Source organism: Corallococcus exercitus, from assembly GCF_003611585.1.
Taxonomy (GTDB): Bacteria; Myxococcota; Myxococcia; order Myxococcales; family Myxococcaceae; genus Corallococcus; species Corallococcus exercitus.
In genome coordinates this window covers 1-22,710 of record NZ_RAVW01000076.1, presented here as the reverse complement: position 1 = coordinate 22,710, position 22,710 = coordinate 1, and the positions used below count along the sequence as shown (strand labels likewise).

Sequence of the window (22,710 nt, the reverse complement as noted above, 5' to 3'; positions counted from 1 at the left end):
CGTTGTGGGTAATTGATTGGTCAATTACTAATCCGGCCGTTGGTTCACGAAGGCGGGAGGCCCGTGATGATTCTGGTGACCGGAGCGACAGGGAACATCGGCAGGGAAGTGGTGGCGCGGCTGTCGGCGGAGGGCGCTCCGCTGCGGGTCGTCACCCGCGACGCGAAGAAGGTGGCTGCGCTTCCGCCCGCCATCGAACGCGTCGTGGGGGACCTGCGCGACCCCGCCACGGTGGAGCAGGCGGTGCGCGGCGTCCGGCGCCTGTTCCTGGTGTCCCCCATGGACGACGTGGAGGGCCGCGCGGAGGCGGTCCTCGTGGAGGCGGCGCGGCGCGCGGGCGTGACGCACGTGGTGAAGCTGTCCTCGCTGGGGACAGGCAACAGCGGCATCGCCGGACGGCACCGCGACAGCGAGCAGCGGCTGCGCGACTCCGGGATGGCGTGGACCTTCGTGCGCCCCGGCATGTTCATGTCCAACGCGCTCCAGTGGGCAGGCAACGTGAAGGCGGGGACGCCCATCTTCACGCCGACGGCGTCCGGACGGATGGCGCCCATCGACCCGCGCGACATCGCGGAGGTCGCGGCGCTGGCGCTCACCGGCGACGGCCACGAGGGACAGGCCTATGCGCTGACCGGCGAGGAGCTGCTGAGCGCCCACGACCAGGTGGCCATCCTCTCCCGCGTGCTGGGCCGGCCCCTCCAGTGCGTGGACGTGCCCGTCGAAGGCGCGCTCGCGAACGTGCGCAAGGCGGGGATGCCCTCGTGGCTGGTGGAGGGACTGGGCGAGCTCTGGACGGCGGTCCGCTCCGGCAAGGGGGAGGTCACCACGCCGGAGGTGGCGCGGCTGACGGGCCACGCGCCCGGGACCTTCGAGGCCTGGGCCCGGCGTCACCGAGACGCCTTCGCCTAACAGGCAGCCGGCCCGGGGCCCCCTCTGGAGGCCGGGGCTACTTCTTCTGCGGCGCCGCTTCCGGGGGCGGCTTGGACAGGGCGGGCGGGAACGCGTTGAAGCGGCGCCACAGCTCATAGCCGAGCGGTACCTGCTCGAGCAGCACCCACCCATGGGCCCGCACGCCCTGGCGCAGCAGGTCGCTTTCCGGCCAGGGCTCACCGGGCAGGGGCGTGACGAGGATGCGGAAGCGGCCCGGCTGGCCGCCACCCGCCGCGTCGATGACGGAGACCTCGCCTCCGAAGGTGCCCACGGCCACCGAGGGCCAGCCGCTGGCCTGGAGCGCCGGCCAGCCCTCGAACTGCAGCCGCACCTGCCGCTCGCGCATCACCAGCGGCAGGTCGTTGCCGTCCATCCACAACTCCACCGCGCGCGAGCGCGTCTCCGGCACGAGCACCGCCAGCGGCTCCCCCGTCTTCACGTACACGGAGCTGTGGCCCGCGTTCCTGCGCAGGATGATGCCCGCGCGCGGCGCCGTCACCAGCTGCCGCCCCTGGCGGGCCAGCCGCGTGTCCACTCGCGCCAGCTCCGCCCGGGCGCTGGTGAGCTCCTTCATCACGTCCGCCTCCTTGAGCTGCGCTTCCTCGTACTGCTTGCGCGAGCTGAGGCCCTCGTTGAAGAGCTGCCACTGGCGCCGCACGTTGCGCAGCGCCGTGTCCAGCGCGCGCTCGGCCGCCTCGAGGCGGGCCTGCGCCGCCTGCTGTTCGGCGCGCAGGCGCTGGAGCAGCTCCGGGTCGTTGTCCACGATGCGCGCGATGGGGTCCCCCTGGGCCACGCGCGAGCCCTCCTGGACGAACCACTCGTCCAGCCACCCCTCCAGCGGGGCGTCCACGCGCTGCTGACGCTCGTCCGGCGAGTACGCCACCACCTGGCCTTCTCCGTAGGCCGACTGCTGCCAGGGGACGAAGGTCAGGCCCAGCACGAGCGCGATGCCCGCGACCACCATCCCCCCCGCGAGTCTGCGCGCGGAGGCCACCGGACGCACGCGCCGGAAGGACCCGATGCGGCCGTCCTCGAAGGAAACGCGATAGGGCATGTTCATGACCGCTCCACCTCCATCAGGGTGCCCGCTTCCACGCGCAGCGCCCGGTCACAGCGCGCCGCCAGCTCCGGCAGGTGCGTGGTGAGCACCAGCGTCCACGGCGTGCCGGGGGCCAGCAGCCGGTCCACCACCTGCGCGCGCACGTCCGCGTCCAGGCTGTCCAGGGCCTCATCGAGCACGAGCAGCCGCGGGCGCCCCACCAGGGCGCGCGCGAGCATCAGCCGCTGGGCCTGCCCCGGCGACAGCAGCGTGTGTCCGCCCGTCAGGCGCGTGCGCAGGCCGTCCGGCAGCCGCACCAGCTCCTCCAGGAGACACACCGCGTCCAGCGCCTGGCGCACGTCGTGGAGCGACACGTCCTCGCGGCCCAGCGACACGTTCTCCTGCACCGTGCCGTCGAACAGCTGGATGCCGCGCACCAGCGCCACCTGGGCCTGCAGCGAGTCCCTGGACACCTCACGCAGGTCCATGCCGTCCAGCTCCACGAAGCCGCGGGCCGGCTCCCGCAGGCCCAGGGCCACGTCCATCAACTGGCGCTTGCCGGAGCTGTACGGGCCGACGATGGCGACGCGGCTGCCGGGCTCCACCGTCAGGTCCACGCCGCGCAACGTCGCGGTGGAGAGGGAGGTGGGCAGCAGGCTCACGTCGCGCAGGCGCAGGGCCGCGGCGCGCCCGTCCCGGCGGTCCAGGGGTTCACCCGCCTCGGGCCGCAGGGGCAGGTCGAAGAGGTGGCCCACCTTGTCCACCGCGGCCAGCAGGTCATAGAAGCTCTCCAGGTACTTGCCGAACTTGGCGAAGCTGGCCACCACCGGGGCGACGATGAGCTCCGCGGCCACGAGCTGGCCCAGGCTCAGCTGCTGGCGGGTGACGAGCCAGCCGCCCACCCCCAGCAGCAGCCCGCTCGCCAGCGCCTGGACCGCGAGCGTCCCCACCACCTGGCGCAGCAGGATGCGGAAGTGCCCGGAGCGCGCTTCCAGGTAGGCCTGGGTGGCCTCATCCGCGCGCCGCAGGGCCAGCGCCCCTCCCGCGGGCCCCCAGAAGGCGAGCGGCACCCGCGCCAGCTCCGTCAGCCAGCCCACGACCTCGTACTTCCGGTAGGACTCCTGGACGCTGGTGCGCACCGCGCCCCGCCCCAGCCCGAAGAGCACCAGCGCCATGCTGCCCAGCAGCAGCACGTCGAAGCCGAGCAGCAGCGGGCTGTAGAAGGCGAGCACCACCAACCCGACGAGCGCCTGGAGCGCGAGCGCCAGCCCATCCAGCAGGATGATGCTCGTCGCCTTCTGGATGGTCATCACGTCCATGAAGCGGTTCACCAGCTCCGGCACGCGGTAGGTGTCATGCGTCCGCTCCTGCACGCGCGGCAGCCGCCAGGCCAGGTCCACCGCCATGCGCGCGAAGAGCCGCTGCTGGAGCCGCTCCGCCACCAGGACCTGCATCACGCGCAGGCCACCGGCGAGGACGAGCAGGAAGAAGACGACGAGCCCCAGCACCGCCACGGGCTGGAGCACGGTCCCGAAGGCGGCGGTGTTCACCACCGCCTGGGCGGTGATGGGCACCGCGAGCGAGAGCAGCCCCACGCCCGCGCCGTAGACGACGAGGACCCAGAGGTCCCCGCGCTCCGGGGCGAGCACGGCCTTCAGCCGCTCCCAGGGGGTCATGTGAGGGTGATGCGTGTCCGTGGCCATTGTGTTCATCTCCCCGGGGTGGTGACCGTGGCGACCGGCAGCGCCAGCGCGGCGCGCAACGTCGCCGCGGCCTTGAAGTACTCCGCGAGCGCATCCACCTCGCGCACCTGGGCCTCCGCCGCCGTCTGCTCGCGCAGGTTCACGATGAGCAGGCTGCTGTCCCCCTGGCGCAGGCGCGTGCGCTCCCCCAGCGCCAGCTCCCGCGCGGCGGCGGCCTCCGTCCGGGCGAGCAGCACCCGCGCGTGGGCCGCGTCCAGGGCCGCGCGCGCGTCCCCCACCTCCACGGCGGCCCGCTCGCGCTGCAGCCGCAGCTGGGCCTCCAGCCGTGCCACGGACGCGCGCGCGCCGCCGTCGCGTCCTCGCGCCGCGCGGTTGAGCAGCGGCACGTCCAGCACCACGCCCACCTCCAGCTCCGTCTTGCGCAGCCGCTCCGGGCCCGAGCCCAGGTCCTGCGCGGCCGCGACCGTCACGTCGATGAGGGGCGCCTGCTGGTTGGCCGCGAAGCGCGCCTCCACCCGCTGCTGGGCGGCCTGGGCCTCCAGCCGCGACACGTCCGGGCGCCGCGCCAGCACGGCGTCGAACGGCTCGCTGGCGGGGGACGGCGCCTCCAGCGCGGGGAAGCCCGCGGGCAGCCGCTCCGGGAGGAGGGGCACGGGGTTTCCGTCCGCGTCGCGCAGGAACAGCGCCAGCTCCAGCGCCGCCTGCTTCAACAGCCGCTCCGCCGCCACCACCTGCGACTCGCGCTGCGCGAGCGCGCGCCGGTTGTCCGTCAGCTCGAAGGCCGCCAGGTCCCCCTTGCGCACGCGCTTCGAGAGCTGCGTGTCGCGGGCGCGCGCGAACTCCAGCAGCTCCCCGGCGATGGCCTTGCGGCGGCCGGCCGCGACCCAGTCCCAGTAGCGGTGGGCCGCCTGCCTCGACGCCTCGAGCATGGCCTGGCGCACGGACAGGTCCGCCGCGGTGGTCCCCAGCCGCGCCCGCTCCAGCGTGGCCCTGCGGCGGTCCACCGGGCCGTTGCGCCACAGCGGCACCGTCACCCCGGCGCGCAGCTCGCCCACGCTCAGCGTCTCCAGGTTGCCGTAGTACTCCGGAATCTTCCCGTCGCCCCGGCGCCAGCCGCCGAAGACGGTGGCTCCGTGGTACGGCGTGGGCTGCTGCAGCGTCGCCTCCAGCCGCGTGTACGGGTAGGGCCCCACGGGGAAGGCCGTGGCGCGCGCCTTCAGCTCCGGGTCGAAGCCGCCCTGCGCGGCGAGCAGCTCCATGCGCGCGGCCTCCGCGTCCTGCCGGGCCGCCTCGATGAGGGGGAAGTGGGACGCGGTGGAGGCAAGCACCTCTTCCAGCGCCAGCGGCCGGGAGGACGACACGCCCTGCGCTCCCGCCCGCGGGCTCCACGCCGCCAGCGCCAGCCCGCACAGCGCGGCCACGCACGGCGCGCGCCAGGGGCTCATGGCACGGGGCGCTCCGGGTGCGTCGCGGCCGGGGCATGGCTGAGCCTGTCTGATGCCGCCGTCCATGGACTCCCTCCTCCTGGCGGACACGGGAGGGGGGAAGCCCCGTCCGTGTCGCGGAGCCTGGATGTAGAAGCCCGGTGAAACATCGGCAAATAGGTAATTGGCGCGCTGAAGCCACAGGAAAGCCGATATGTTGGGGCGATGGACTGGCTCAACTACCACCACCTGCTGTACTTCTGGACGGTCGTGCGCGAGGGCGGTGTCGTGGCCGCGGGGCGCAAGCTGCGGCTCAGCCAGCCCACCGTGACGGGGCAGGTGCGGGCCCTTGAGCAGTCATTGGGAGAGAAGCTGTTCGAACGCGCCGGCCGCAAGCTCGTGCTCACGGAGGTGGGCCGCTACGTCTACCGCTACGCGGATGAGATCTTCACGCTGGGCAACGAGCTGCAGAACGGGCTGAAGGGGCTGCCCACGGCGCGCCCGCGCAAGCTGCTGGTGGGCGTGTCGGAGGTGATGCCGAAGCTCATCGCGCACCGCCTGTTGGAGCCCGCGATGCGGATGTCCGACGAGGTGCAGCTCATCTGCACCGAGGACCGGACGGAGAAGCTCCTGAGCGACTTGTCCCAGCACGCGCTGGACCTCGTGCTGTCGGACTCGCCCGTGCCGCCCGCCTCCGGCATCCGCGCCTACAACCACCTGCTGGGCGAATGCGGGATGACGCTGTTCGCGACCGCGCGGCTCGCGGCGTCCCTGCGCCGCGGCTTCCCGAAGTCGCTGGACGGAGCCCCCTTCCTGCTCCTGGCGGAGGTCGCGCCGTCACGGCGCTCGCTCATGCAGTGGCTGGAGGCCCAGGGGGTGCGCCCCCGCGTCCGGGGCGAGTTCCAGGACAGCGCGTTGATGAAGGCCTTCGGACAGGCCGGCGAGGGCGTGTTCCCGGGTCCCTCCGTCATCGAGGCGGAGATCCGCTCGCAATACGACGTCGAGGTGGTGGGACGCGTGGACGCGGTGCGCGAGCACTTCTACGCGCTCACCGTCGAGCGGCGCCTGCGGCACCCCGCGGCGGTCGTCATCTCCGACGCGGCGCGTACGCAGTTGTTCCGGCAGGCCTGAAGCGGCGGGCACCCGCGCGCGCTTCAGCGCTCCGCGAAGGACCCCGCGGTGTCTCAAGGCAGGCAGCCAGCCGGGCCCTCTGTTTCCCGCCCGGACGGGGAACCGGGGGACGCGGCTGGCGTCCGTCCGGGCCTCCGGATGCGCACCCTGTCCTTCGGTCCTGGGTGAGGGACGGGAGGAGCATCCACATGGCGACGATGGACGTGATGCGGGGACCAGGCATGGAGCGGCTGTCGCGTGGCGCGAAGGAAGCCGCGAACCACCCGTGGGCGAAGAAGCTGGGCCGCATGGGCTACGCGGCGAAGGGCGCGGTGTACGCCATCATCGGCGTGCTCGCGCTGAAGCTCGCGGCGGGGGAGGGCGGCCGCGCCACGGACAGCCGCGGCGCGGTGGCCACCGTGGCGCACGGGCCCTTCGGCATCGCGCTGTTGTCGCTGCTGGCGGTGGGCCTGGTCGGCTTCGTCATCTGGCGCTTCGCGCAGGCGTTCGCGGACACGGAGGGCAAGGGCTCGGACGCGAAGGGGCTCGCCGCGCGCGCCATGTACTTCATCAGCGGCGTCATCTACGGCTCGCTGGCGCTGTTCGCGGTGAAGACCGTGGTGGGCGCTTCACAGGGGAAGAGCAAGGGCACCCAGGGCTGGACGGCGACGCTGATGGAGCAGCCCTTCGGCCGCGTCCTGGTGGTGCTGGTGGGGCTGGGCATCATCGGCTTCGCGCTGAAGCAGTTCCACACGGCGTGGAAGGCGAAGTTCCGGGAGAAGCTCTCGCTCACGGGCCTGGCGGCGCGTCAGCAGCACCGCGTGGAGCGGATGTGCCAGTTCGGCATCGCCGCGCGCGGCGTCGTGTTCGCCGTCATCGGCGGCTTCCTGGTGCTCGCGGGCGTGGACGCCAACCCGGGAGAGGCCAAGGGCCTGGGAGAGGCCCTGGCCGTCGTCGCCCGCCAACCCGCGGGCGACGTGCTCCTGGGGGTGGTGGCGGCGGGCCTGGTGGCCTACGCCGCCTACCTGTTCCTCCAGGCGCGCTACCGCCAGCTCTAGAAGAGGTTCCAGAGGTACTGGTTGGTCACCTCGTGGTGGAACTGGATCTCCGACTCCTTCACGCGCGTGCCCAGCTGCTTGGGGCAGCGGTCCGCGGAGGCAATCTTCAGCTCCGCGTACTTGCCCTGCACCTGCTCACCCAGCGTCTGCGCGATGAACTGGCTGCCCTTGAAGAAGCGCACCGCGTCGTAGATGTTGTCCGGCAGGAAGCGCGTGCGGCTGCGCTTGGTCTCCGCGTCCTCCTGCGGCTGCGGCCCCTCCAGGCCCGTCTTCAGGAGCGTGAAGAGGACCATGTACGGATTCGCGTCCGGCGCCACGGAGCGGCACTCGACGCGCGCGCTGCGCTCGTTGCCGAACGGGATGCGCACCATGGCGCCGCGGTTGTTCGCGGAGGCCTTGATCTGGTTGGGCGCCTCGTAGTGCGGATCCAGCCGGCGGTACGCGTTCACGCTGGAGTTGAGCACCAGGCAGATGTCGTTCGCGTTGGTGAGGATGCGGTCGATGAACTCCCAGCCCATCGCTGACAGGCCGTCCTGGCCGCCCTTGTCGTAGAACAGGTTCTTGTTGTTCTTCGACAGCGACATGTTGATGTGCATGCCGTTGCCGTTCACGCCGGTGACGGGCTTGGGCAGGAAGCTGGCCGTCAGCCCCTGCTGCGCGGCGACCTGACGGCAGAGCAGCTTGTAGAGCTGGATCTGGTCGGCGGCGACCAGCGCCTCGCTGTAGGAGAAGTTCATCTCGAACTGCGAGGGCGCCACCTCCGGGTGGTCCTTCTCGTTCTGGAAGCCCATGGCGCGCTGCGCTTCCGCGGCCTTGTCGATGAAGGTGCGCAGCGCGTCGCCCGGCAGCGCGTGGTAGTAGCCGCCGATGGAGATGAACTCGAACTTGCCCTCTTCGTGGTAGTGGCGCTCGGCGTCACGGTTCTTGAAGAGGAAGCCCTCGATTTCCGGCGCCGCGTGGAACACGGTGCCGTCCTTCTGGAACAGCGCTTCCGTGGCGCGCTTGAGCTGCCCGCGCATGTCCGAGTGGTACGGCGTGCCGTCACGCTCCAGCACCTCGCAGAACGCCAGCACCTTGCCGGGGCCGAAGATGTCGGAGGGCAGCCAGTAGAACGCGCTCCAGTCCACGTTCAGGCGCAGGTCGCTCTCCGCCTGCGCGGAGAAGCCGCGGATGGACGAGCCGTCGAAGGTGAGGTTGTCCGCGCTCTTGAGGAGGAACTTCTTGTCGTAGTCCAGCATGTGCAGCCGACCTTCCAGGTCGGTGAAGCACACGGTGACGGCCTTGATGCGCTTTTCGTCCGTCAGGTACTTGATCCGCTCCTCGCGAATCTTGTCCGCCGACTCGCGCTTGATGCGCTGTTCCTTCACCCGGAGGTTGAGCTCCTCCAGCTCGTCGTAGGGAATCTCCAGGAAGTCCCGCAGCGGCTTCTGCTCCATGGTCCTGCCTCCAGGCGTGTCCCCGGTTCCGGAATACCGGCGGAGACATCAAAAGCACGGGCGCAGGTATTTACATTCCGCGACGCGAAATCAAGCCTAAATTCTGCGAACTGAAGGCTAAAGGGCTTGTCGGGTCGCTCACAGGGGGCGAAACGTCAAGGGGCGGGGTGCATGACACCCCGGCCAGTGGACACTGCGCGCCGCGCTGCGTTGGCCGCGTGTCCGCATCTGGACGCCCGCTACGGGAGGGCAACCAGCCCCTGCTCGGGCAGGGGCGTCCCGGCCGGCCAGAGCACGTACGCGGCCCCCCGGGAGTGCTGCCAGGCGCGCCACAGGGCGGCGCGGGGGTAGGTGGCGCTGGTGGTTTCGTTGGAGCCGAAAGCAGGGTCGTTGACGACGACGTCGCCCGTGTCGGTGAAGCCCTTCACGACGATGAGGTGGCCGTCGGTGCGGCGGGCGGCGCCGCCGGGGAGCTCCCCGGGTTCGTAGGCGATGCTGATGCTGACGGGGATGCCGGCGGCGATGAGGCGCTCCACGGGAGCGAAGGAGTCGAAGCGGGCGACGAGTCCGTGCAGCGCGCCGTTGGCCATGCTGGAGGCGTAGGCGGTGTTGAAGCTCCAGTTGCCGGTGCCCTTGTAGACCCAGTCATAGGTATGGGCGGCGGCGGTGGGCACGGGGTGTTCCAGGTCCGCGCGGCCCAGCTTCCGGCTCCAGTAGCCGAGCAGCATGGTGGTGGACGTGGGGGAGCACCAGACCTCGCCGCCGTCGGGGTAGATCATCTGCGAGTAGCCCGGCACGTCGAGCACGACGCCCCACGCGGTGCGGTCGGACGTGGCGTCCTGGGGCGTCAGGCGCGTGTCGGTGACGGCGGCGGCGAGCGCCCGGACGCGGGGGCTGGCATCCGCGCGTTCGGAGAAGAGGTGGACGGTGACGCGCAGGGCGTCCGCGCGGCGCTTGAGGTTGAGCGTGTCGGTGAGGACGTTGCCGTCGGCGTCGCCCTGGCCCTCCACGCTGTGGCGGGCGACGGTGGTGGTGTCGAAGGCCCAGACGCCCAGCTCGTAGTCCTTGGTCCAGGTGCCCTCGATGCGGGCGGAGACGGTGAGCTTCACCCAGGTGCCCGGAGGCGTCTGCGCGTCGAAGGACGGCACCACGCTGTCGAAGCCGCCGGGGACGGACTGGACTTCGGAGGTGGCGGTGCCGAAGCGGAAGGTGCCCCCGTTGTAGAAGCTGCCGCCGTCCAGCCAGCCGCCCGCGGGGAACGGGTCGGTGCCTTCCTTCGCGGTGGACGGGTCCAGCTCCAGCGCGCCCTCGGCGGAGACGCGGGTGCCGTCACGGGAGAAGCGCGCGAGGTCCCCCGTCACGGACGTCTTCTGCCAGAGGCGCGCGGGCGAGCCTGCTTCCGGAGACACGTCCGGTGAGACCGACGGCGGCGAGGAGGCGCAGGCCCAGATGCAGGAGGCCAGCAGGACGGCGGAGAGGACGCGAGCGCGGGCGTTCACGGGAGCGAGTTTCGCAAACGCTGACGTCGGGTCACAAGGTGGATTCCTGGAAAGTCTGGCTGAGCGGACAGAAGGCGGGCTGCGGACTGGAAGGTCAGACGCGGTTGCTAAAGCGCCACGCGCGACCTCCGGTGCACATCACACTTCATGGGTTATAGGAATATCGTCCCTCTGGAGACTCCATGCGCACCCTCAAGGACCTGACTGACTTCGTGGAAGAGGAGGCCGCTGCGGAAGGGCCTGCTGCTCAAGCGGAGCTGCAAGCCCAGCGCGACCGTTTCCGCATCGCTCGGGAGTTGGCCCTGCTACGGAAGGCGCAGGGCCTGACGCAGGCGCAGCTTTCCGCGAGAGCGGGGGTGCCCCAGAGTGAGATCAGCAAGATTGAATCGGGAAAGGCGAACGCCACCGGGCTGACGCTCTTCCGCATGGCTCATGCGATGGGCCACGCATTCCGGCTGGAGCCTGTCGCGAGCGTCGTTGCTCCCAGGCGTTCCGGCCGTTCCGTCGCCGCGAAGAAGGGCCGCACCGCGCGGAAGCGGGCAACCCGTTCACGCGAGCTTGAGCCCGCGTGAACGGTGGGCACTGACTCAGAGGCTGAGTGCCGTGGAGTCGCAGCCGGCCAGCAGCAGTGCCATTCCCATCAGGGCCTTGGGAAAGAAGCCGCTCACGCCCAGAGGTCCTGCTCCAGCGTGTCCAGCAGCGCCAGGGCCGCCTCGGGCGTCGGCATGCCCGCCTCCGTGATGATGCTCGCGTCGAGCGGCACCGCGACCTCTTCCCTCAGGAGCGCCACCGCGCGCTTCTGAGCCTCGCGCAGCGTCTCACGTTCCTCCACGGACAGGCGCGGCCGGGCCCACTGGTCGATGTCCCACGACAGGGCCGCATGGCGCGTCTCGTCCTCAGCGATGCGCACCATGACCTCGCGCACCTCCAGGTCGCGCGCGTGCAGCGCCTGGTGGTGCGCGAGCAGCGCGCCGTACGTCTCCCGCACGCAGCCCTCCACCGCGTTCTCCAGCGCCACGTCCACGAGCGAGCGCGGGGGCAGGTCCTCCACCACCGGACGCTGGGGCGTGCCACCGAAGCGCCGCGCCAACTGGTCCGTCACCCGGGCGTGCTGGACCTCCTCCATGGCGCTCCTCCGCGCCGCGTCCTGGAGGCCCACGTCCGCGCCGTGCAGCTCCAGCTCATCGCGCAGCCGCAGGAACGCATGGACCGACGCCGCCTCCAGGTGCGCCGCGTCCGCGAAGTAGCGCCCCAGCGCCTCCGGGCTCCGGCACGCTTCCACGGCCTGGAGCCCCACCGGCCGCCGGCCGATGTTGCAGTTGGGGTCCCCCTTCTCCAGGACCCGCGCCTCCAGCTCCTGGATCTCACCGGAGGCGGTCACCTTCACCACGTGCTGCGTCAGCTCCGTGCCCGGGCCGCAGGCGTAGCCCTTTGTGCCAATGACGTTGAAGCTGCCATCCGCGTTCTTCTTCACCGCGCCCTGCTCCTTCTTGCCGCAGAGCAGGGAGTAGCCCGCGGCGTAGGTCTTGAGCACCGCCTCCTGCTCGGTGTCGATGGTGCCCAGCACCTGCTGGAGTTCCGCCAGCGTCGCGTGGGTCTTCACCTCGTCACCCCGCGTCGTGACCAGGTAGGCGTCGGAGCAGAAGTCCAGGCAGACGTGGTGGAAGCCTGCGTCCACGGTCGCGTTCTCCAGCGCGGTCTCGCACGCGGGGACGTCGGTGGCGGTCGCGCAGGCCTGGCCGGAGGACGCCCTCGCGAAGGGCGCGGAGACCTGGCCCGGACCATTCGTGGTGAAGAAGCGGAGCTGCACGAAGTCCGGCGCCGGTGTCAGCGTCAGGTCACTGACGGCAAGGCCGCCGTCGGTGCACGCGATCTCCGAATAGCCCGTCAGGTCCGTGCTCCCTTCCGTGCCACAGCCCGCCAGCACCAGGGGCGTGGCGAGCGAGGCGTGCAGGGCCCGCGAGAAGAGACGGCGCAGTCGATGGATGTTCACGGAGGGCTCCCAGGAAGAAGTGTGTCCGGGTCCTGGAGCAATGCGGATGCCAGCGGCCCGTCACAGGGGCAGCCCCCTGGCCGAGGGGCCTGGAACGCCGGGGGATGATCAGAAACCTGAGGGGGTACGCCTCATTTCCTGACGCGCCTGCCCGGGCGCTTGCTGGCGGCCCGGGGCTTCTCGATGAGCACGGCCAGCCCATCCAGGATGCGCTCCAGGCCGAAGGCATAGGCATGGTCCGGGTCGTACGCGGCGCCATGGGCCGCGCCCGCCGCGGAGCCCACCCGGAACGCGGTGGGGTAGCGCTCCGCATCGAACATGCGCGTGAGCAGGGGCGCGTTCGCCTCCCACCAGGCCCCGTCACTCATCCGTGACTCCAGCCGCGCGGCGCGCTGGTCCGAAGCCGCCCGGGCGGAGGACTCCACGAAGCCCAGCACGAACGTCAACGCGGAGTCCTGCGCCACGTCGTCCAGGCCCACGCCTTCCAGCGCCTGGAGCTCGTATTCGTATTTGGCCAGCTGGCCCGGACCCAGGGGCGGGCGCGTGGTGGACACGTCCGCGAGCCACGGATGCGCGGTGAACAGGGCGCGGTTGTCATGCGCCACGGCCTCCAACCGCGAGCGCCAGTCCCGGGCCTTCGGCTTGCGCCGGGCCATGCTCGCGTAGAGCGTGTCGAGCATCACGTCGATGAGCTCCGCCCGCCCCGGCACATACGTGTAGAGCGCCATGGGCGCGATGCCCAGCTTCCCCGCGAGCGCCCGCATCGTCACCGCGTCCAGCCCCTCCGCGTCCGCCAGCGTCACCGCCGCGTCGACGACGGCGGTGACGGTGAGCGCCTGCTTCGGACCGCGCTGGGCCTTCACGGGCAGGGACTCCCGCCACAACAGCTCCAGCGTCCGGGTGGGGTCTCCCATGCTGCTGCGATGCGATGCCATGCGCCGGATTCTTCCAACGCCGCGACCTTGACGTGCAACTCCGTACGACGTACGTAGATTGAGCCGTCGAACCCGTGGGGAGGAACCGTCCATGCGAGTCACCGCTTCCGCCGTGTCCCTGAATGTCGATGACGTGGAGGCCTCCGCGTCCTTCCTGAAGCGCCACTTTGGCTTCACGGAGGCGATGGCCGCGGACGGCTTCGTGTCGCTGAGCCGGCCCGACGTGGGCTTCAACGTCATCTACCTGCGCACGGGCCTGAAGACGCTCAAGCCGGAGTCGCTCAAGACGCGCCGGGCGGACGGGCTCATCGTCGCGTTCGTCGTGGACGACATCGACGCGGAGTACGCGCGCATCCAGGCGGAGGGCGTGAACATCCTGACGCCCATCGAGACGGAAGAATGGGGCGAGCGATACTTCCAGGTCGCCGACGCGAACGGCGTCATCGTCCAGCTCGTCCAGTGGATGCACGCGCCGGGCACCACGGCCTGAGTTCCAGGCGCACCGGCAGGTAGGAAAATCTCCGGTCCCGGAACCGGCCTGGAAGGCAGCCAGGACGTTTGCCGGATGTCAGACCGAGTGGATAGCGTGCAGCTCATGCCGGACATCCGCCTGCCTGCCGAAGCGAAGTACAAGAACGAGCTGGACGCCCTCGCCGCGCATGACGACAAGCCCCGCCCACCGGGTTGGGCGCTGTCGCCTCGCGCGGTGGAGACGTACATCCTGGGCAGCCCCAAGCCCGTGGGGGGCGTGGCCATCACGCCCAAGTACGTGGGCGACAAGGGCCTCATCCAGGTGTGCATCGCGACGCTCGCGTCGGACCGCGCGCTGATGCTCGTGGGCGAGCCGGGCACCGCGAAGAGCTGGCTGTCGGAGCACCTGTCCGCGGCCATCAGCGGCACGTCGGCGCTCGTCGTCCAGGGGACGGCGGGGACCAGCGAGGACCACATCAAGTACTCGTGGAACTACGCGCTGCTGCTCGCGCAGGGGCCCACGCCGGAAGCGCTGGTGCCGTCGCCCATCCTGCGCGCCATGCGCACGGGCAAGTTCGCCCGCTTTGAAGAAGTGACGCGCACGTCGCCGGAGATTCAAGACTCGCTCATCTCCATCCTGTCGGAGAAGCAGGTGTCGGTGCCGGAGCTGGGGGAAATCACGAGCGCGCAGCGCGGCTTCAACCTCATCGCCACCGCGAACACGCGCGACCGCGGCGTCAACGAGATGAGCGCCGCGCTCAAGCGCCGCTTCAACTTCGTCACCGTGCCGGTGGTGGAGGACCTGGAGCAGGAGATTCAAATCGTCACCAAGCGCGAGGCGGAGCTGCGCACGGACTACCAGGTGGGCGTGCCGCCGCCGGAGGAGCTGTCGCGCGTGCTGCTGACGCTCTTCCACGAGCTGCGCAAGGGCGTGACGAAGGACGGCAAGACGAAGGTGCGCACGCCCGGGGCGGTGCTGTCCACGGCGGAGGCCATCAGCGTGCTGTTCAACAGCTCCATCCTCGCGCAGCAGTTCGGCTCCGGGACGGTGACGTCGCAGGAGCTGGCGGCGTCGCTGGTGGGCGCGGTGGTGAAGGAGCAGGAAGACGACGTGAAGGCGCTGCGCGAGTACATGGAGACGGTGGCCAAGAGCCGCACGGGCCCGTGGAAGGAGCTGTACACCGCGAGCAAGAAGCTCTTGAGGGGCTGATGGACTTCGCCCTGCTCTCCCGGGTGCGGCACTTCCCGGTCCGTCACCACTCGCCGCGCACCACCGCCGTGCTCCTGAAGTGGTTGGAGCGGGTGAAGCCCCAGGTGGTCCTCGTGGAGGGCCCCTGCGACGCCACCGCGCTGGTGGACGTGCTGTGCGACGCGCAGACCCGGCCGCCCGTGGCCATCCTGGGCTACCGCACGGACGGCACCCCGTCCTCCTCGCTGTGGCCTTTCGCGGCCTATTCGCCGGAGTACCAGGCGCTGAAGTGGGCCCGGGCGAACGGTGCCCGGGCGGAGTTCATCGACATCCCGGTGGGCGTCAGCCTCGCGGTGGACCGCCAGGCGCCCGGCCTGGGGCTGGAGGCGGAGGCCACGGAAGGGGATGCGCCCGAGGCCCCGGGGATGGCTCCGGCCGCGCTGGAGGAGGAGCCCGTGGTGCCGGTGACGGAGGCGTTCGCGCGCTCGCACGGCTACCGTTCCTTCGAGGAGTTCTGGGAGGCGTCCTTCGAGGCGCCGGACTGGAGCCCGGAGCAGTTCCAGCCGCTGCTCATTGCCTGGGCGGAGGTCCTCAACGCGGGGCCCCGGCTGGCCTATCACGGCCAGCGCGACGCCTTCATGGCGCGCAAGGTGCTGGAGGTGGTGGCGGGCGGCGTGGCGCCAGAGAAGGTGGCGGTGGTGGCGGGCGCGGCCCACATCGCGGCCTTCCTGGCGAAGAGCGTGGATCCGGCGGAGGAGGCGAAGCTGCCGCAAGCCGGGCCGTGCGCGGTGACGGTGATTCCGTACAGCTTCCCGCGCCTGTCGGAGCAGCTGGGATACGGCGCGGGCAACCGGGCGCCGCACTTCTACCAGAAGGCCCATGAGGCGAACTGCGACTTCCGGCGCGCCACGCTGGAGGTGCTGCTGGACTTCGCGGCGCACCTGCGGATGCGCGGCTTCTCCGCGTCGCTGTCGGACGTGCTGGAGGCGTACCGGCTGGCGGTGACGCTGTCGGACCTGCGCGAGAAGAGCGCCCCGGGCCTGGATGAGCTGCGCGAGGCCACCGTCGCCACGCTGTGCCGGGGCGACGCGACGCACGTGGACGGCTTCCTGTGGAAGAGCGTCATCGGCCATGAAGTGGGGCAGGTGGCGAGCCGCATCGGGCAGAACTCGCTCCAGGCGGAGTTCTGGCGCGAGGTGGGCGAGCGACGGCTGCCGCGCACGGACAGCCCGGAGACGTTCACGCTGCGGCTCAACAACCCCGTGGAGGTGGGCTCCTCCGTGTTCCTCCACCGGCTGCGCGTGGCGGGCATCCCGTACGCCACGCTGTCCGGCACGGGCTCGTCGCGCAAGCAGGGTGGGGAGGCGGAGGCCGGCGGCTACGCGGCGCTCACCCGGGTGCGCGAGGCGTGGCAGGCGCAGTGGACGCCGTCCACGGACGTGGCGCTGGTGGAGAAGATTGTCCTGGGCGACTCGCTGGAGGCCGTGACGACGCGCGTGCTCCAGGAGCGGCTGACCCAGGCGAAGACGACGGCCCAGGCGGCGGACGTGCTGCTGGAGTCCGTCATCACCGGTTGCTCCCAGACGGTGGCCCAGGCGCTCAGGGTCTGTGACGCGCACGCGGCCACGGACGCGGACCTGCCGTCGCTGGCGTCCGCGGCGCGGGCGCTGTCGGGGTTGATGGCCTATGGCACCTCGCGCGCGCACTCGGACGTGGGTGACGAGGCGGTGGCGGCGCTGGGGGAGAAGACCTTCGGCCGGGCGCTCCTGCGCGTGCGCGACGCCAGCGCCTGCGCTCCGGAGGCGGTGCTTCCGGTGCTGGACGCGCTGCGCACGCTGCACGAGGTGGCGCTGTCCCAGCCGCGCGCGGACAAGGAGGGCTGGTTCGTGGAGGCGCGTGGGCTGATGGCGAGCCACGCGGTGCACCCCGCGACGTCGGGGCTGGCCACGGGCCTGCTGTACCTGGCGCGCGAGCTGCCGGAGGCGGACGTGGCGCTGGAGGTGGGCCGGCGCCTGTCGGCGGCGGTGGAGCCGGCGGACGCGGCGGCGTACCTGGAGGGCTTCCTCCAGGTGAACGCGCTGGTGCTGGTGAAGAGCCGCGACGTGGTGAAGGCGCTGGACGACTTCCTCGTCAGCGTGGAGCCCGAGCGCTTCCGGCAGACCCTGCCGGTGCTGCGCCGGGCGCTGGGCGCGCTGGGGGCCACGGAGCGCCGCTACCTGATGGAGAACGTGATGGGCGTGCGCCAGCTGAAGGACAAGGGCCGCGCGGTGAAGGCGGTGCTGGAGGAGAAGGACAAGGCGACGCTGAAGGACCTGAGCGCGGACCTGGGCAAGGCGCTCGACGACCTGGATGACCTGCTATGAGCGTGGACCCCAAGGACCTGGACCCGAAGGACCGCGACGCGCTGTTGCGCTGGCGGCTGGCGCTGGGCCCGGAGGCGGAGAAGACGGGCTCCTGCCCTTCCCTGAGCTCGCTGGGCGCCAGCGCGGACACGGTGGACCTGAAGGGCGACGACCTGGAGGGGCTGGATGACGCGCTCTCCTTCGTCTACGGCGAGCGCTCCGCGGGGCGGGGCGGCTCCAAGCCCTATCTGCCCAAGTGGCTGGGCGCGCTGCGCGACTTCTTCCAGGACGACGTCATCGCGCTGGTGCAGAAGGACGCCATCGAGCGCAAGGGGCTCACCCAGCTGCTCTTCGAGCCGGAGACGCTGCCCTTCCTGGACAAGAACCTGGAGCTGGTGACGACGCTGGTGAGCGCCCGGGGGCTCATCCCGGAGCAGGCCAAGGACACCGCGCGTGCCATCATCCGCGAGGTGGTGGAGGACCTGCGCAAGAAGCTGGAGTCCCCGCTGCGCACGGCGGTGCTGGGGGCGCTGCGCAGGGACAGGACGAGCCCCATCCCCATCGCGCGCAACATCGACTGGCGCCGCACCATCCGCTCCAATCTGAAGGGCTGGGATTCGGAGCGGAAGCGCCTCATCCCGGAGCGCTTCTACTTCTGGCCCAACCAGCGCCGTCACCACGAGTGGGACGTGACGCTGGTGGTGGACCAGTCCGGCTCCATGGCGGAGAGCGTGGTGTACAGCTCCGTGATGGCGGCCATCTTCGCGTCGCTGGACGTGCTGCGCACGAGCCTGGTGCTGTTCGACACGGAGATCGTCGACATGACGCCCGTGCTGGCGGACCCGGTGGAGGTGCTCTTCTCCGCGCAGCTGGGCGGAGGCACGGACATCAACCGGGCGGTGGCGTACGCGCAGGAGCACTACGTGCGCCGGCCGGAGAAGACGCTCTTCATCCTCATCACCGACCTGTACGAGGGCGGCAACGCCGAGGAGCTGGTGGCCCGGCTGCGGCAGCTGGTGGACTCGCGCTCCAAGGTGCTGTGCCTGCTGGCGCTGTCGGACAGCGGGCGGCCGTCGTACGACCACGCGATGGCGGAGCAGCTCACCGCGCTGGGGATTCCGTGCTTCGGGTGCACGCCCCGCAAGCTGGTGGACGTGGTGGAGCGGGTGATGCGCAACCAGGACCTGGCGCCGCTGCTCGCGTCCGGCGACACGAAGGGGGAGCGTCATGGCTGAGGTGCGGCCCATCATCGGCATGGGCGGGATGACGGAGATCATCAGCGACAAGGCGGAGCTGGCCAAGGGCGCGGCCCTGTTCGACGGCAAGCAGCTGACCAACCTGTCGCGCTACGAGAACCGGCTGTTCGCGGACGCGGCGGGCTCCGGGGCGACGCCGTACAAGGTCTCGCTGGTGTTCGGCGAGGCGCGCTCGGATGTGAAGGGGCGGTGTTCGTGCATGGCGGCGCGCTCGCGCCCCTTCTGCAAGCACGCGGCGGCGCTGCTGGTGGCGTGGGCCCGGGCGCCGCAGGCCTTCGTGACGGCGGAGGCGGCCCCGGTCGCGCCCCCGGGCTCGGGCGGCGCGAAGAAGAGCGTGAAGAAGGGCAAGGCCGAAACGGGCGACCTGATGAAGGCGGGCGTGGCGCAGGTGTCCACGCTGGTGCGCGAGCTGGGCCTGTCGGGCGTGGCGTCGCTGGGCGCCGAGCGGCCGGAGCAGGTGCGCGCGCTGGGCGAGGCGCTCCGGGCCAACGGCCTGCGGCGGCTGTCCGCGCGGGCGGTGGAGCTGGCGGGCCTGCTGGACGCGGCGGCCTCGCGCACGGGTACCTTCGAGGCGCCGGTGTACACGGACCTGGTGGCGGACATGCTGCTCACCGCGCGCAAGGTGGAGAAGCACCTGGGCGGCGACGCGCTGGAGCCCCGCCACGTCGAGGAACTGATTGGCAAGACGTGGACGAAGAAGGACCGCGCGCCCGTGGAGGGGCTCAAGCTGGTGGAGTACGCGTTCTCCTCCAAGGTGACGCCGGACCGGTTCATGGTCCGTGAGAGCCGCTTCGTGGACCTGGAGTCGGGCGGGCACTACAGCGAGAAGCAGATCCTCCCCGCCAACCTCAAGACGGTGGCGTCGAAGAACAGCCACGCGGGCGCCGTGCTCCAGGGCGCGCACGGCGGGCAGTACCCGGGCTTCGCACCGCACCGGCTGGACCTGGAGTCGTGGAAGGACGCGCCGTCGTTGGACAGGGCGGCGCTGGAGCGGCTGGTGGAGGTGGCGCTGCCGGACGTGAGCGCGGTGATGACGGCCTTCCAGGAGCACCGCAAGGACGTGTTCGCGCCGGACCTGCTGCCGGTGTCCGTGCGGGTGGAGACGCTGCTCGCCAGCGGGACCCGCTCGCAGTTCGTGGACGGCACGGGACGCGGCCTCTTCCTGCCCGCGGATCCGTCGCTGGAGGAGCCGCTGGCGAGCGCGCTGGAGGACGCGAAGCTCCTGGCGGTGCTGGGGGACGTGGGCCTGGAGGCGGCGCTGCCGACGTTGTTCCCCTCGGCCGTCGTGGTGAGGACGCCGGAAGGGTTGGATCTGCGTCCGCTGGCGCGCGCCTCGGACGCGCCCGTGTCGCCCCGGCGGCGCGGCCGCGTCCGGGCTCCCGCGACGCCGAGCGCGCTGCCCCGCAGCGGGTGGGCGGACGCGGCGCGGGCGGCGGGTGCGTCGCGAGCGGCCATCGCCCTGGCGGAGGTGCGCGATGAGCTGGCGGATGCGTTCGCCAGCGGCCTGGCGGCGGTGAGCCCCCGGACGGTGGAGCCGCTGGTGTCCCGGCTGAAAGAGCTGGGGCTGGAGAAGCCGGGCGCGCTGCTGGAGGCGCTGGCGCAGCGGGCGGACCCCGCGGAGCGGCTGGACGACTTCATCAAGGTGTACCAGGTGCTGGGCATCGCGCTGGTGCGGCTGGCGGGCGCGGTGCAGGTGGACGTGGCCGGCCTGGAGTCCGTGCCCACGCACCCGAGCATCCACGTGCACCGGCCGGAAGAGGTGCTGAGCCCGGGCGAGGCGATGGTGCGTCGGGCGCGCGGGGAGCTGACGCGCTACGAGGCGGCGGCGCACGCGGCGCGCTACTACGCGGGCCTGGGGCCGGACGCGCTGATGCGGGAACTCTACCCGGCGTGGAGCGATGGCTCGGCGAGCGCCTTCGTGGCGCGCACGGTGGCGGCGCGCGGAGAGGAGGCGCTGGTCGTCGTGCGGGGCGCGCTGAACGAGCGCCACAGCCGCATGGTGCGCCGCACCGCCATCCGCGTGCTGGGCGCGATGGGCGGGGTGCAGGCGCGGCGCGAGCTGGACGCGTTGACGCGCGCGGGGCACGACATGGGCCTGCGCCTGTTCGCTCGGGAGACGCTGGAGGACGTGCAGGCCCGGGAGACGGGGGAGAAGGCCGTGGCGGAGCTGGCGCGGCGCCGCAAGGACAAGGCGGTGCCGCTGATGCAGGCGGCGCTGTCGGAGACGACGAAGGACGCGCGCGCCGCGGCGGTGGCGATGCTGGCGGACCTGGGCACCGTGGCGATGCCCGTGCTGCGTCAGGTGCTGCACTCGGACCCGGCGCGCGAGGTGCGGCGCGAGGCCGCGGAGTCGCTGGCCCGGATGGGGGACGCGGACGTGCTCGAGCGGTTCATCGACATGGTGCAGGGCCGCGGCCACGACGACGTGGAGGCGAAGCACGCCGTGTACGCGCTGGGCATGCTGGGCGACGTGCGCGGCGCGGAGGCCCTGCTGCTGGCGTTCGTGGACGGGTGGAAGCCCGGCGTCGTCGCGGAGTCCATGCGCACGCTGGGGCTGGCCCTGCTGCGGCCCGCGCTGAACCTGGCGGAGACGCGTCCGGAGGTGTTGGAGCGGCAGGCGCTGCGCGGCCTCCTCGAGGCCTTCGACCCGTCCATCCTGGCGAAGGAGCTGCTCGCCCGCGTGCTCAGGTCCAGCGGGCACGTGGACCTGCGCACGCGCGCGGAGGCGTACCTCAAGGCCGCGGCCGTGAACCCCGCGGTGGGCAAGGTCGTGGCCGCGCGCCTCCTGGAGCTTCCCACCGTGGCCGACGACAGGGCGCTGGCCAAGGCGGCGAAGAAGCTGCTGTGACGCTCAGCTCCCCAGCTTCGCGGTGAGGTCGATGCTGGTGGGGGAGGAGGGCACAGGGAAGGGCTTCCCGGCGGCGCCGCTGAAGTCCAGCGTCTTGAGGCTCACCGAGTACACGCAGGGGTTGGCGTAGAAGCGCACGGACAGGGTCAGCGCGACCAGGTCCTTCACGACGACCCACTGCGTGTAGTCCAGCTCGTCCTTGCCCAGCTTGTTCGTGGAGCGGCTGGTCCCCGCCGGGATGTCCACGGTGTTGAGGATGTGGAAGGCGAGCGTGGTGGCGTCCGACGCTGTGATGAGCGGCTGCGAGTACTGCTTGAGGTACGCGGCGCGCACGAAGCGCGCGGGCGGCGTCGAGTCACCCGGCAGGCCGCGCATGCCGCTGCCATGGCCGGCGGGCGCGGATTGGGAAATTCAGCGGGAGCAGCTTCGCCAGCAGGTCGCCCTCCCAGACCTGCACGCTCTTCAGCGCGGCCTGGACGTCCGCCACGCTGCCGCACGTGCCCAGCGCCCAGCTCACGAAGTCCACCAGCGCCAGGGCCTGTGCCGGCTGGGTCACCTGCGGATAGGCGGAGCCCGGCAGCCACAGCGCGCCCACGGACAGGCCCTGTGTGTTGAGGCCGTCCACGATCACCTTGTCCGTGAGCGCGGTGAGGCCAACGAAGCCATACGTCGACGTCCACTTCAGACCCGGCTTGCCGCTGGGGCCCATGGACTGGAAGGACTCGCCCGAGGCGTGGACCATGAGCTGCGAGTTCAGGTCCGGCCCGAACTCCATGCTGCGGCCATTGACCGCGATGGACCCGGAAGCGACGCGGGTGTCATTGCCGGTGATCAGGAAGTCGGTGCACATGGGCGTTCCTCACTGCGTGGACTCCAATTCCTCCCACGACGGTGGGAGCGTTCCACGGTGCCGGGATGCCATTGCACGGCGCGCACCAACTCCCCGCCAAACCGGGAACCCACCAAATTCCAGGGGATTGCGTGGAGGGCCGGCGTGGAGGGCGTCCGGGCGCGTCCGGAAGGGAGGCAGGCGCGTCCCCGTCAGACGCGGGGCATTGCGCGGGCTCCGGAATCCAGCAAGCCTCCGCGCCGCATGACGGATCCAGCGCCGCCTCCCCAGCCCCCGCCGCGCCGCGATGACGCGCTGGATGAGTTCGAGCTGCCGTTCCTCCAGCGGCTGTCGCTGCAATTGCAGGGCATCGTCATCGCCGTCGTGCTGCGCGTCACCGACCTGCTGCTGCTCCTCTTGCGTCCCCGGCTCCTGAAGCCGTACCTGGGGCTGTGGTGGCAGCGCGTCCTGCGCACGCCCTATGGCGCGCGGCGCACCTTCGAGATGGCGCGGGCGCTCCAGGCCACGGGCCAGTCGTTCCGCGAGCTGATGTACGGCGAGACGCCGCTGGTGACGGCGCTGGCGTTCCTCAAGAAGGCGGGCGTGGGCCGCGGCAGCCGGGTGGTGGACCTGGGCGCGGGGCGGGGC

The 22,710-nt window shown here is 71.5% G+C and carries 18 protein-coding genes and 1 pseudogene; 10 read left to right on the top strand and 9 right to left on the bottom strand.

Features of this window, described 5'->3' with window-relative positions:
* Positions 1 to 66: 66 nt before the first annotated feature.
* Positions 67 to 909: an SDR family oxidoreductase gene (locus D7W79_RS12485; protein WP_120525592.1), complete on the top strand. Its 843-nt coding sequence runs from the start codon at positions 67 to 69 to the stop codon at positions 907 to 909.
* A gap of 37 nt (positions 910 to 946) precedes the next feature.
* On the opposite strand, the gene D7W79_RS12480 is transcribed toward D7W79_RS12485, so the two are convergent.
* From D7W79_RS12480 to D7W79_RS12470, 3 genes are read right to left on the bottom strand one after another with little or no spacing between them, the layout of a single operon-like run.
* Positions 947 to 1,990, bottom strand: coding sequence for an HlyD family secretion protein (locus tag D7W79_RS12480; RefSeq protein WP_208729712.1), 1,044 nt, complete (start codon positions 1,988 to 1,990; stop codon positions 947 to 949).
* Positions 1,987 to 3,645: a peptidase domain-containing ABC transporter gene (locus D7W79_RS12475; protein ID WP_120525591.1), complete on the bottom strand. Its 1,659-nt coding sequence runs from the start codon at positions 3,643 to 3,645 to the stop codon at positions 1,987 to 1,989. The genes D7W79_RS12480 and D7W79_RS12475 overlap by 4 nt, the downstream gene beginning before the upstream one ends.
* Before the next feature lie 32 nt (positions 3,646 to 3,677).
* Positions 3,678 to 5,117, bottom strand: coding sequence for a TolC family protein (locus D7W79_RS12470; protein WP_158616952.1), 1,440 nt, complete (start codon positions 5,115 to 5,117; stop codon positions 3,678 to 3,680).
* A 204-nt stretch (positions 5,118 to 5,321) separates the two neighbouring features.
* Here D7W79_RS12470 and nhaR point away from each other — a divergent pair, with 204 nt between their 5' ends.
* Complete coding sequence (nhaR, locus tag D7W79_RS12465; RefSeq protein WP_120525589.1) at positions 5,322 to 6,227, top strand: transcriptional activator NhaR; 906 nt, start codon at positions 5,322 to 5,324, stop codon at positions 6,225 to 6,227.
* Positions 6,228 to 6,415: 188 nt separating this feature from the next.
* On the top strand, positions 6,416 to 7,264 hold the full coding sequence (locus D7W79_RS12460; protein WP_120525588.1) for a DUF1206 domain-containing protein: 849 nt from the start codon (positions 6,416 to 6,418) through the stop codon (positions 7,262 to 7,264).
* On the opposite strand, the gene D7W79_RS12455 is transcribed toward D7W79_RS12460, so the two are convergent.
* Both D7W79_RS12455 and D7W79_RS12450 read right to left on the bottom strand, forming a co-directional pair.
* Entirely contained in the window at positions 7,261 to 8,700 is a 1,440-nt protein-coding gene (locus D7W79_RS12455) for a glutamine synthetase family protein (protein ID WP_120525587.1), read from the bottom strand. The two genes, D7W79_RS12460 and D7W79_RS12455, sit on opposite strands and share 4 nt — an antisense overlap.
* Before the next feature lie 239 nt (positions 8,701 to 8,939).
* Positions 8,940 to 10,199 carry a C39 family peptidase gene (locus D7W79_RS12450; RefSeq protein WP_120525586.1) on the bottom strand — a complete coding sequence of 420 codons (1,260 nt, stop codon included), beginning with the start codon at positions 10,197 to 10,199 and terminating at the stop codon, positions 8,940 to 8,942.
* A gap of 182 nt (positions 10,200 to 10,381) precedes the next feature.
* Between D7W79_RS12450 and D7W79_RS12445 the strand changes: the two genes are divergently transcribed.
* Positions 10,382 to 10,771 (top strand): helix-turn-helix domain-containing protein, encoded by a 390-nt coding sequence (locus tag D7W79_RS12445; RefSeq protein WP_120525585.1) that lies wholly within the window; start codon positions 10,382 to 10,384, stop codon positions 10,769 to 10,771.
* 92 nt (positions 10,772 to 10,863) lie between these two features.
* Here D7W79_RS12445 and D7W79_RS12440 read toward each other — a convergent pair whose 3' ends face one another.
* Positions 10,864 to 12,192 carry a ferritin-like domain-containing protein gene (locus D7W79_RS12440; RefSeq protein WP_120525584.1) on the bottom strand — a complete coding sequence of 443 codons (1,329 nt, stop codon included), beginning with the start codon at positions 12,190 to 12,192 and terminating at the stop codon, positions 10,864 to 10,866.
* A gap of 131 nt (positions 12,193 to 12,323) precedes the next feature.
* A complete protein-coding gene (locus D7W79_RS12435) occupies positions 12,324 to 13,127 on the bottom strand; it encodes a TetR/AcrR family transcriptional regulator (protein WP_120525583.1) in 804 nt (267 codons plus the stop codon).
* A gap of 91 nt (positions 13,128 to 13,218) precedes the next feature.
* Here D7W79_RS12435 and D7W79_RS12430 point away from each other — a divergent pair, with 91 nt between their 5' ends.
* The 5 genes from D7W79_RS12430 (at position 13,219) to D7W79_RS45745 (ending at position 21,233) form a co-directional block, all read left to right on the top strand.
* Positions 13,219 to 13,617 (top strand): VOC family protein, encoded by a 399-nt coding sequence (locus D7W79_RS12430; protein WP_120525582.1) that lies wholly within the window; start codon positions 13,219 to 13,221, stop codon positions 13,615 to 13,617.
* Positions 13,618 to 13,722: 105 nt separating this feature from the next.
* Complete coding sequence (locus D7W79_RS12425) at positions 13,723 to 14,808, top strand: ATP-binding protein (RefSeq protein WP_120525595.1); 1,086 nt, start codon at positions 13,723 to 13,725, stop codon at positions 14,806 to 14,808.
* Positions 14,808 to 17,150 (top strand): DUF5682 family protein, encoded by a 2,343-nt coding sequence (locus tag D7W79_RS12420; protein WP_120525581.1) that lies wholly within the window; start codon positions 14,808 to 14,810, stop codon positions 17,148 to 17,150. The genes D7W79_RS12425 and D7W79_RS12420 overlap by 1 nt, the downstream gene beginning before the upstream one ends.
* Complete coding sequence (locus D7W79_RS12415) at positions 17,147 to 18,364, top strand: VWA domain-containing protein (protein WP_120525580.1); 1,218 nt, start codon at positions 17,147 to 17,149, stop codon at positions 18,362 to 18,364. The genes D7W79_RS12420 and D7W79_RS12415 overlap by 4 nt, the downstream gene beginning before the upstream one ends.
* On the top strand, positions 18,357 to 21,233 hold the full coding sequence (locus D7W79_RS45745) for a HEAT repeat domain-containing protein (protein WP_120525579.1): 2,877 nt from the start codon (positions 18,357 to 18,359) through the stop codon (positions 21,231 to 21,233). Before D7W79_RS12415 ends, D7W79_RS45745 begins: the two co-directional genes overlap by 8 nt.
* 3 nt (positions 21,234 to 21,236) lie before the next feature.
* On the opposite strand, the gene D7W79_RS44965 is transcribed toward D7W79_RS45745, so the two are convergent.
* Both D7W79_RS44965 and D7W79_RS44960 read right to left on the bottom strand, forming a co-directional pair.
* A complete protein-coding gene (locus D7W79_RS44965) occupies positions 21,237 to 21,608 on the bottom strand; it encodes a linear amide C-N hydrolase (protein WP_244221733.1) in 372 nt (123 codons plus the stop codon).
* Positions 21,589 to 22,083, bottom strand: a complete 495-nt coding sequence (locus tag D7W79_RS44960) for a linear amide C-N hydrolase (RefSeq protein WP_244221732.1) — start codon at positions 22,081 to 22,083, stop codon at positions 21,589 to 21,591. Before D7W79_RS44960 ends, D7W79_RS44965 begins: the two co-directional genes overlap by 20 nt.
* A gap of 243 nt (positions 22,084 to 22,326) precedes the next feature.
* On the opposite strand from D7W79_RS44960, the pseudogene D7W79_RS12400 reads away from it, so the two are divergent.
* Positions 22,327 to 22,710: pseudogene (locus tag D7W79_RS12400) on the top strand (class I SAM-dependent methyltransferase); the annotation flags it as partial.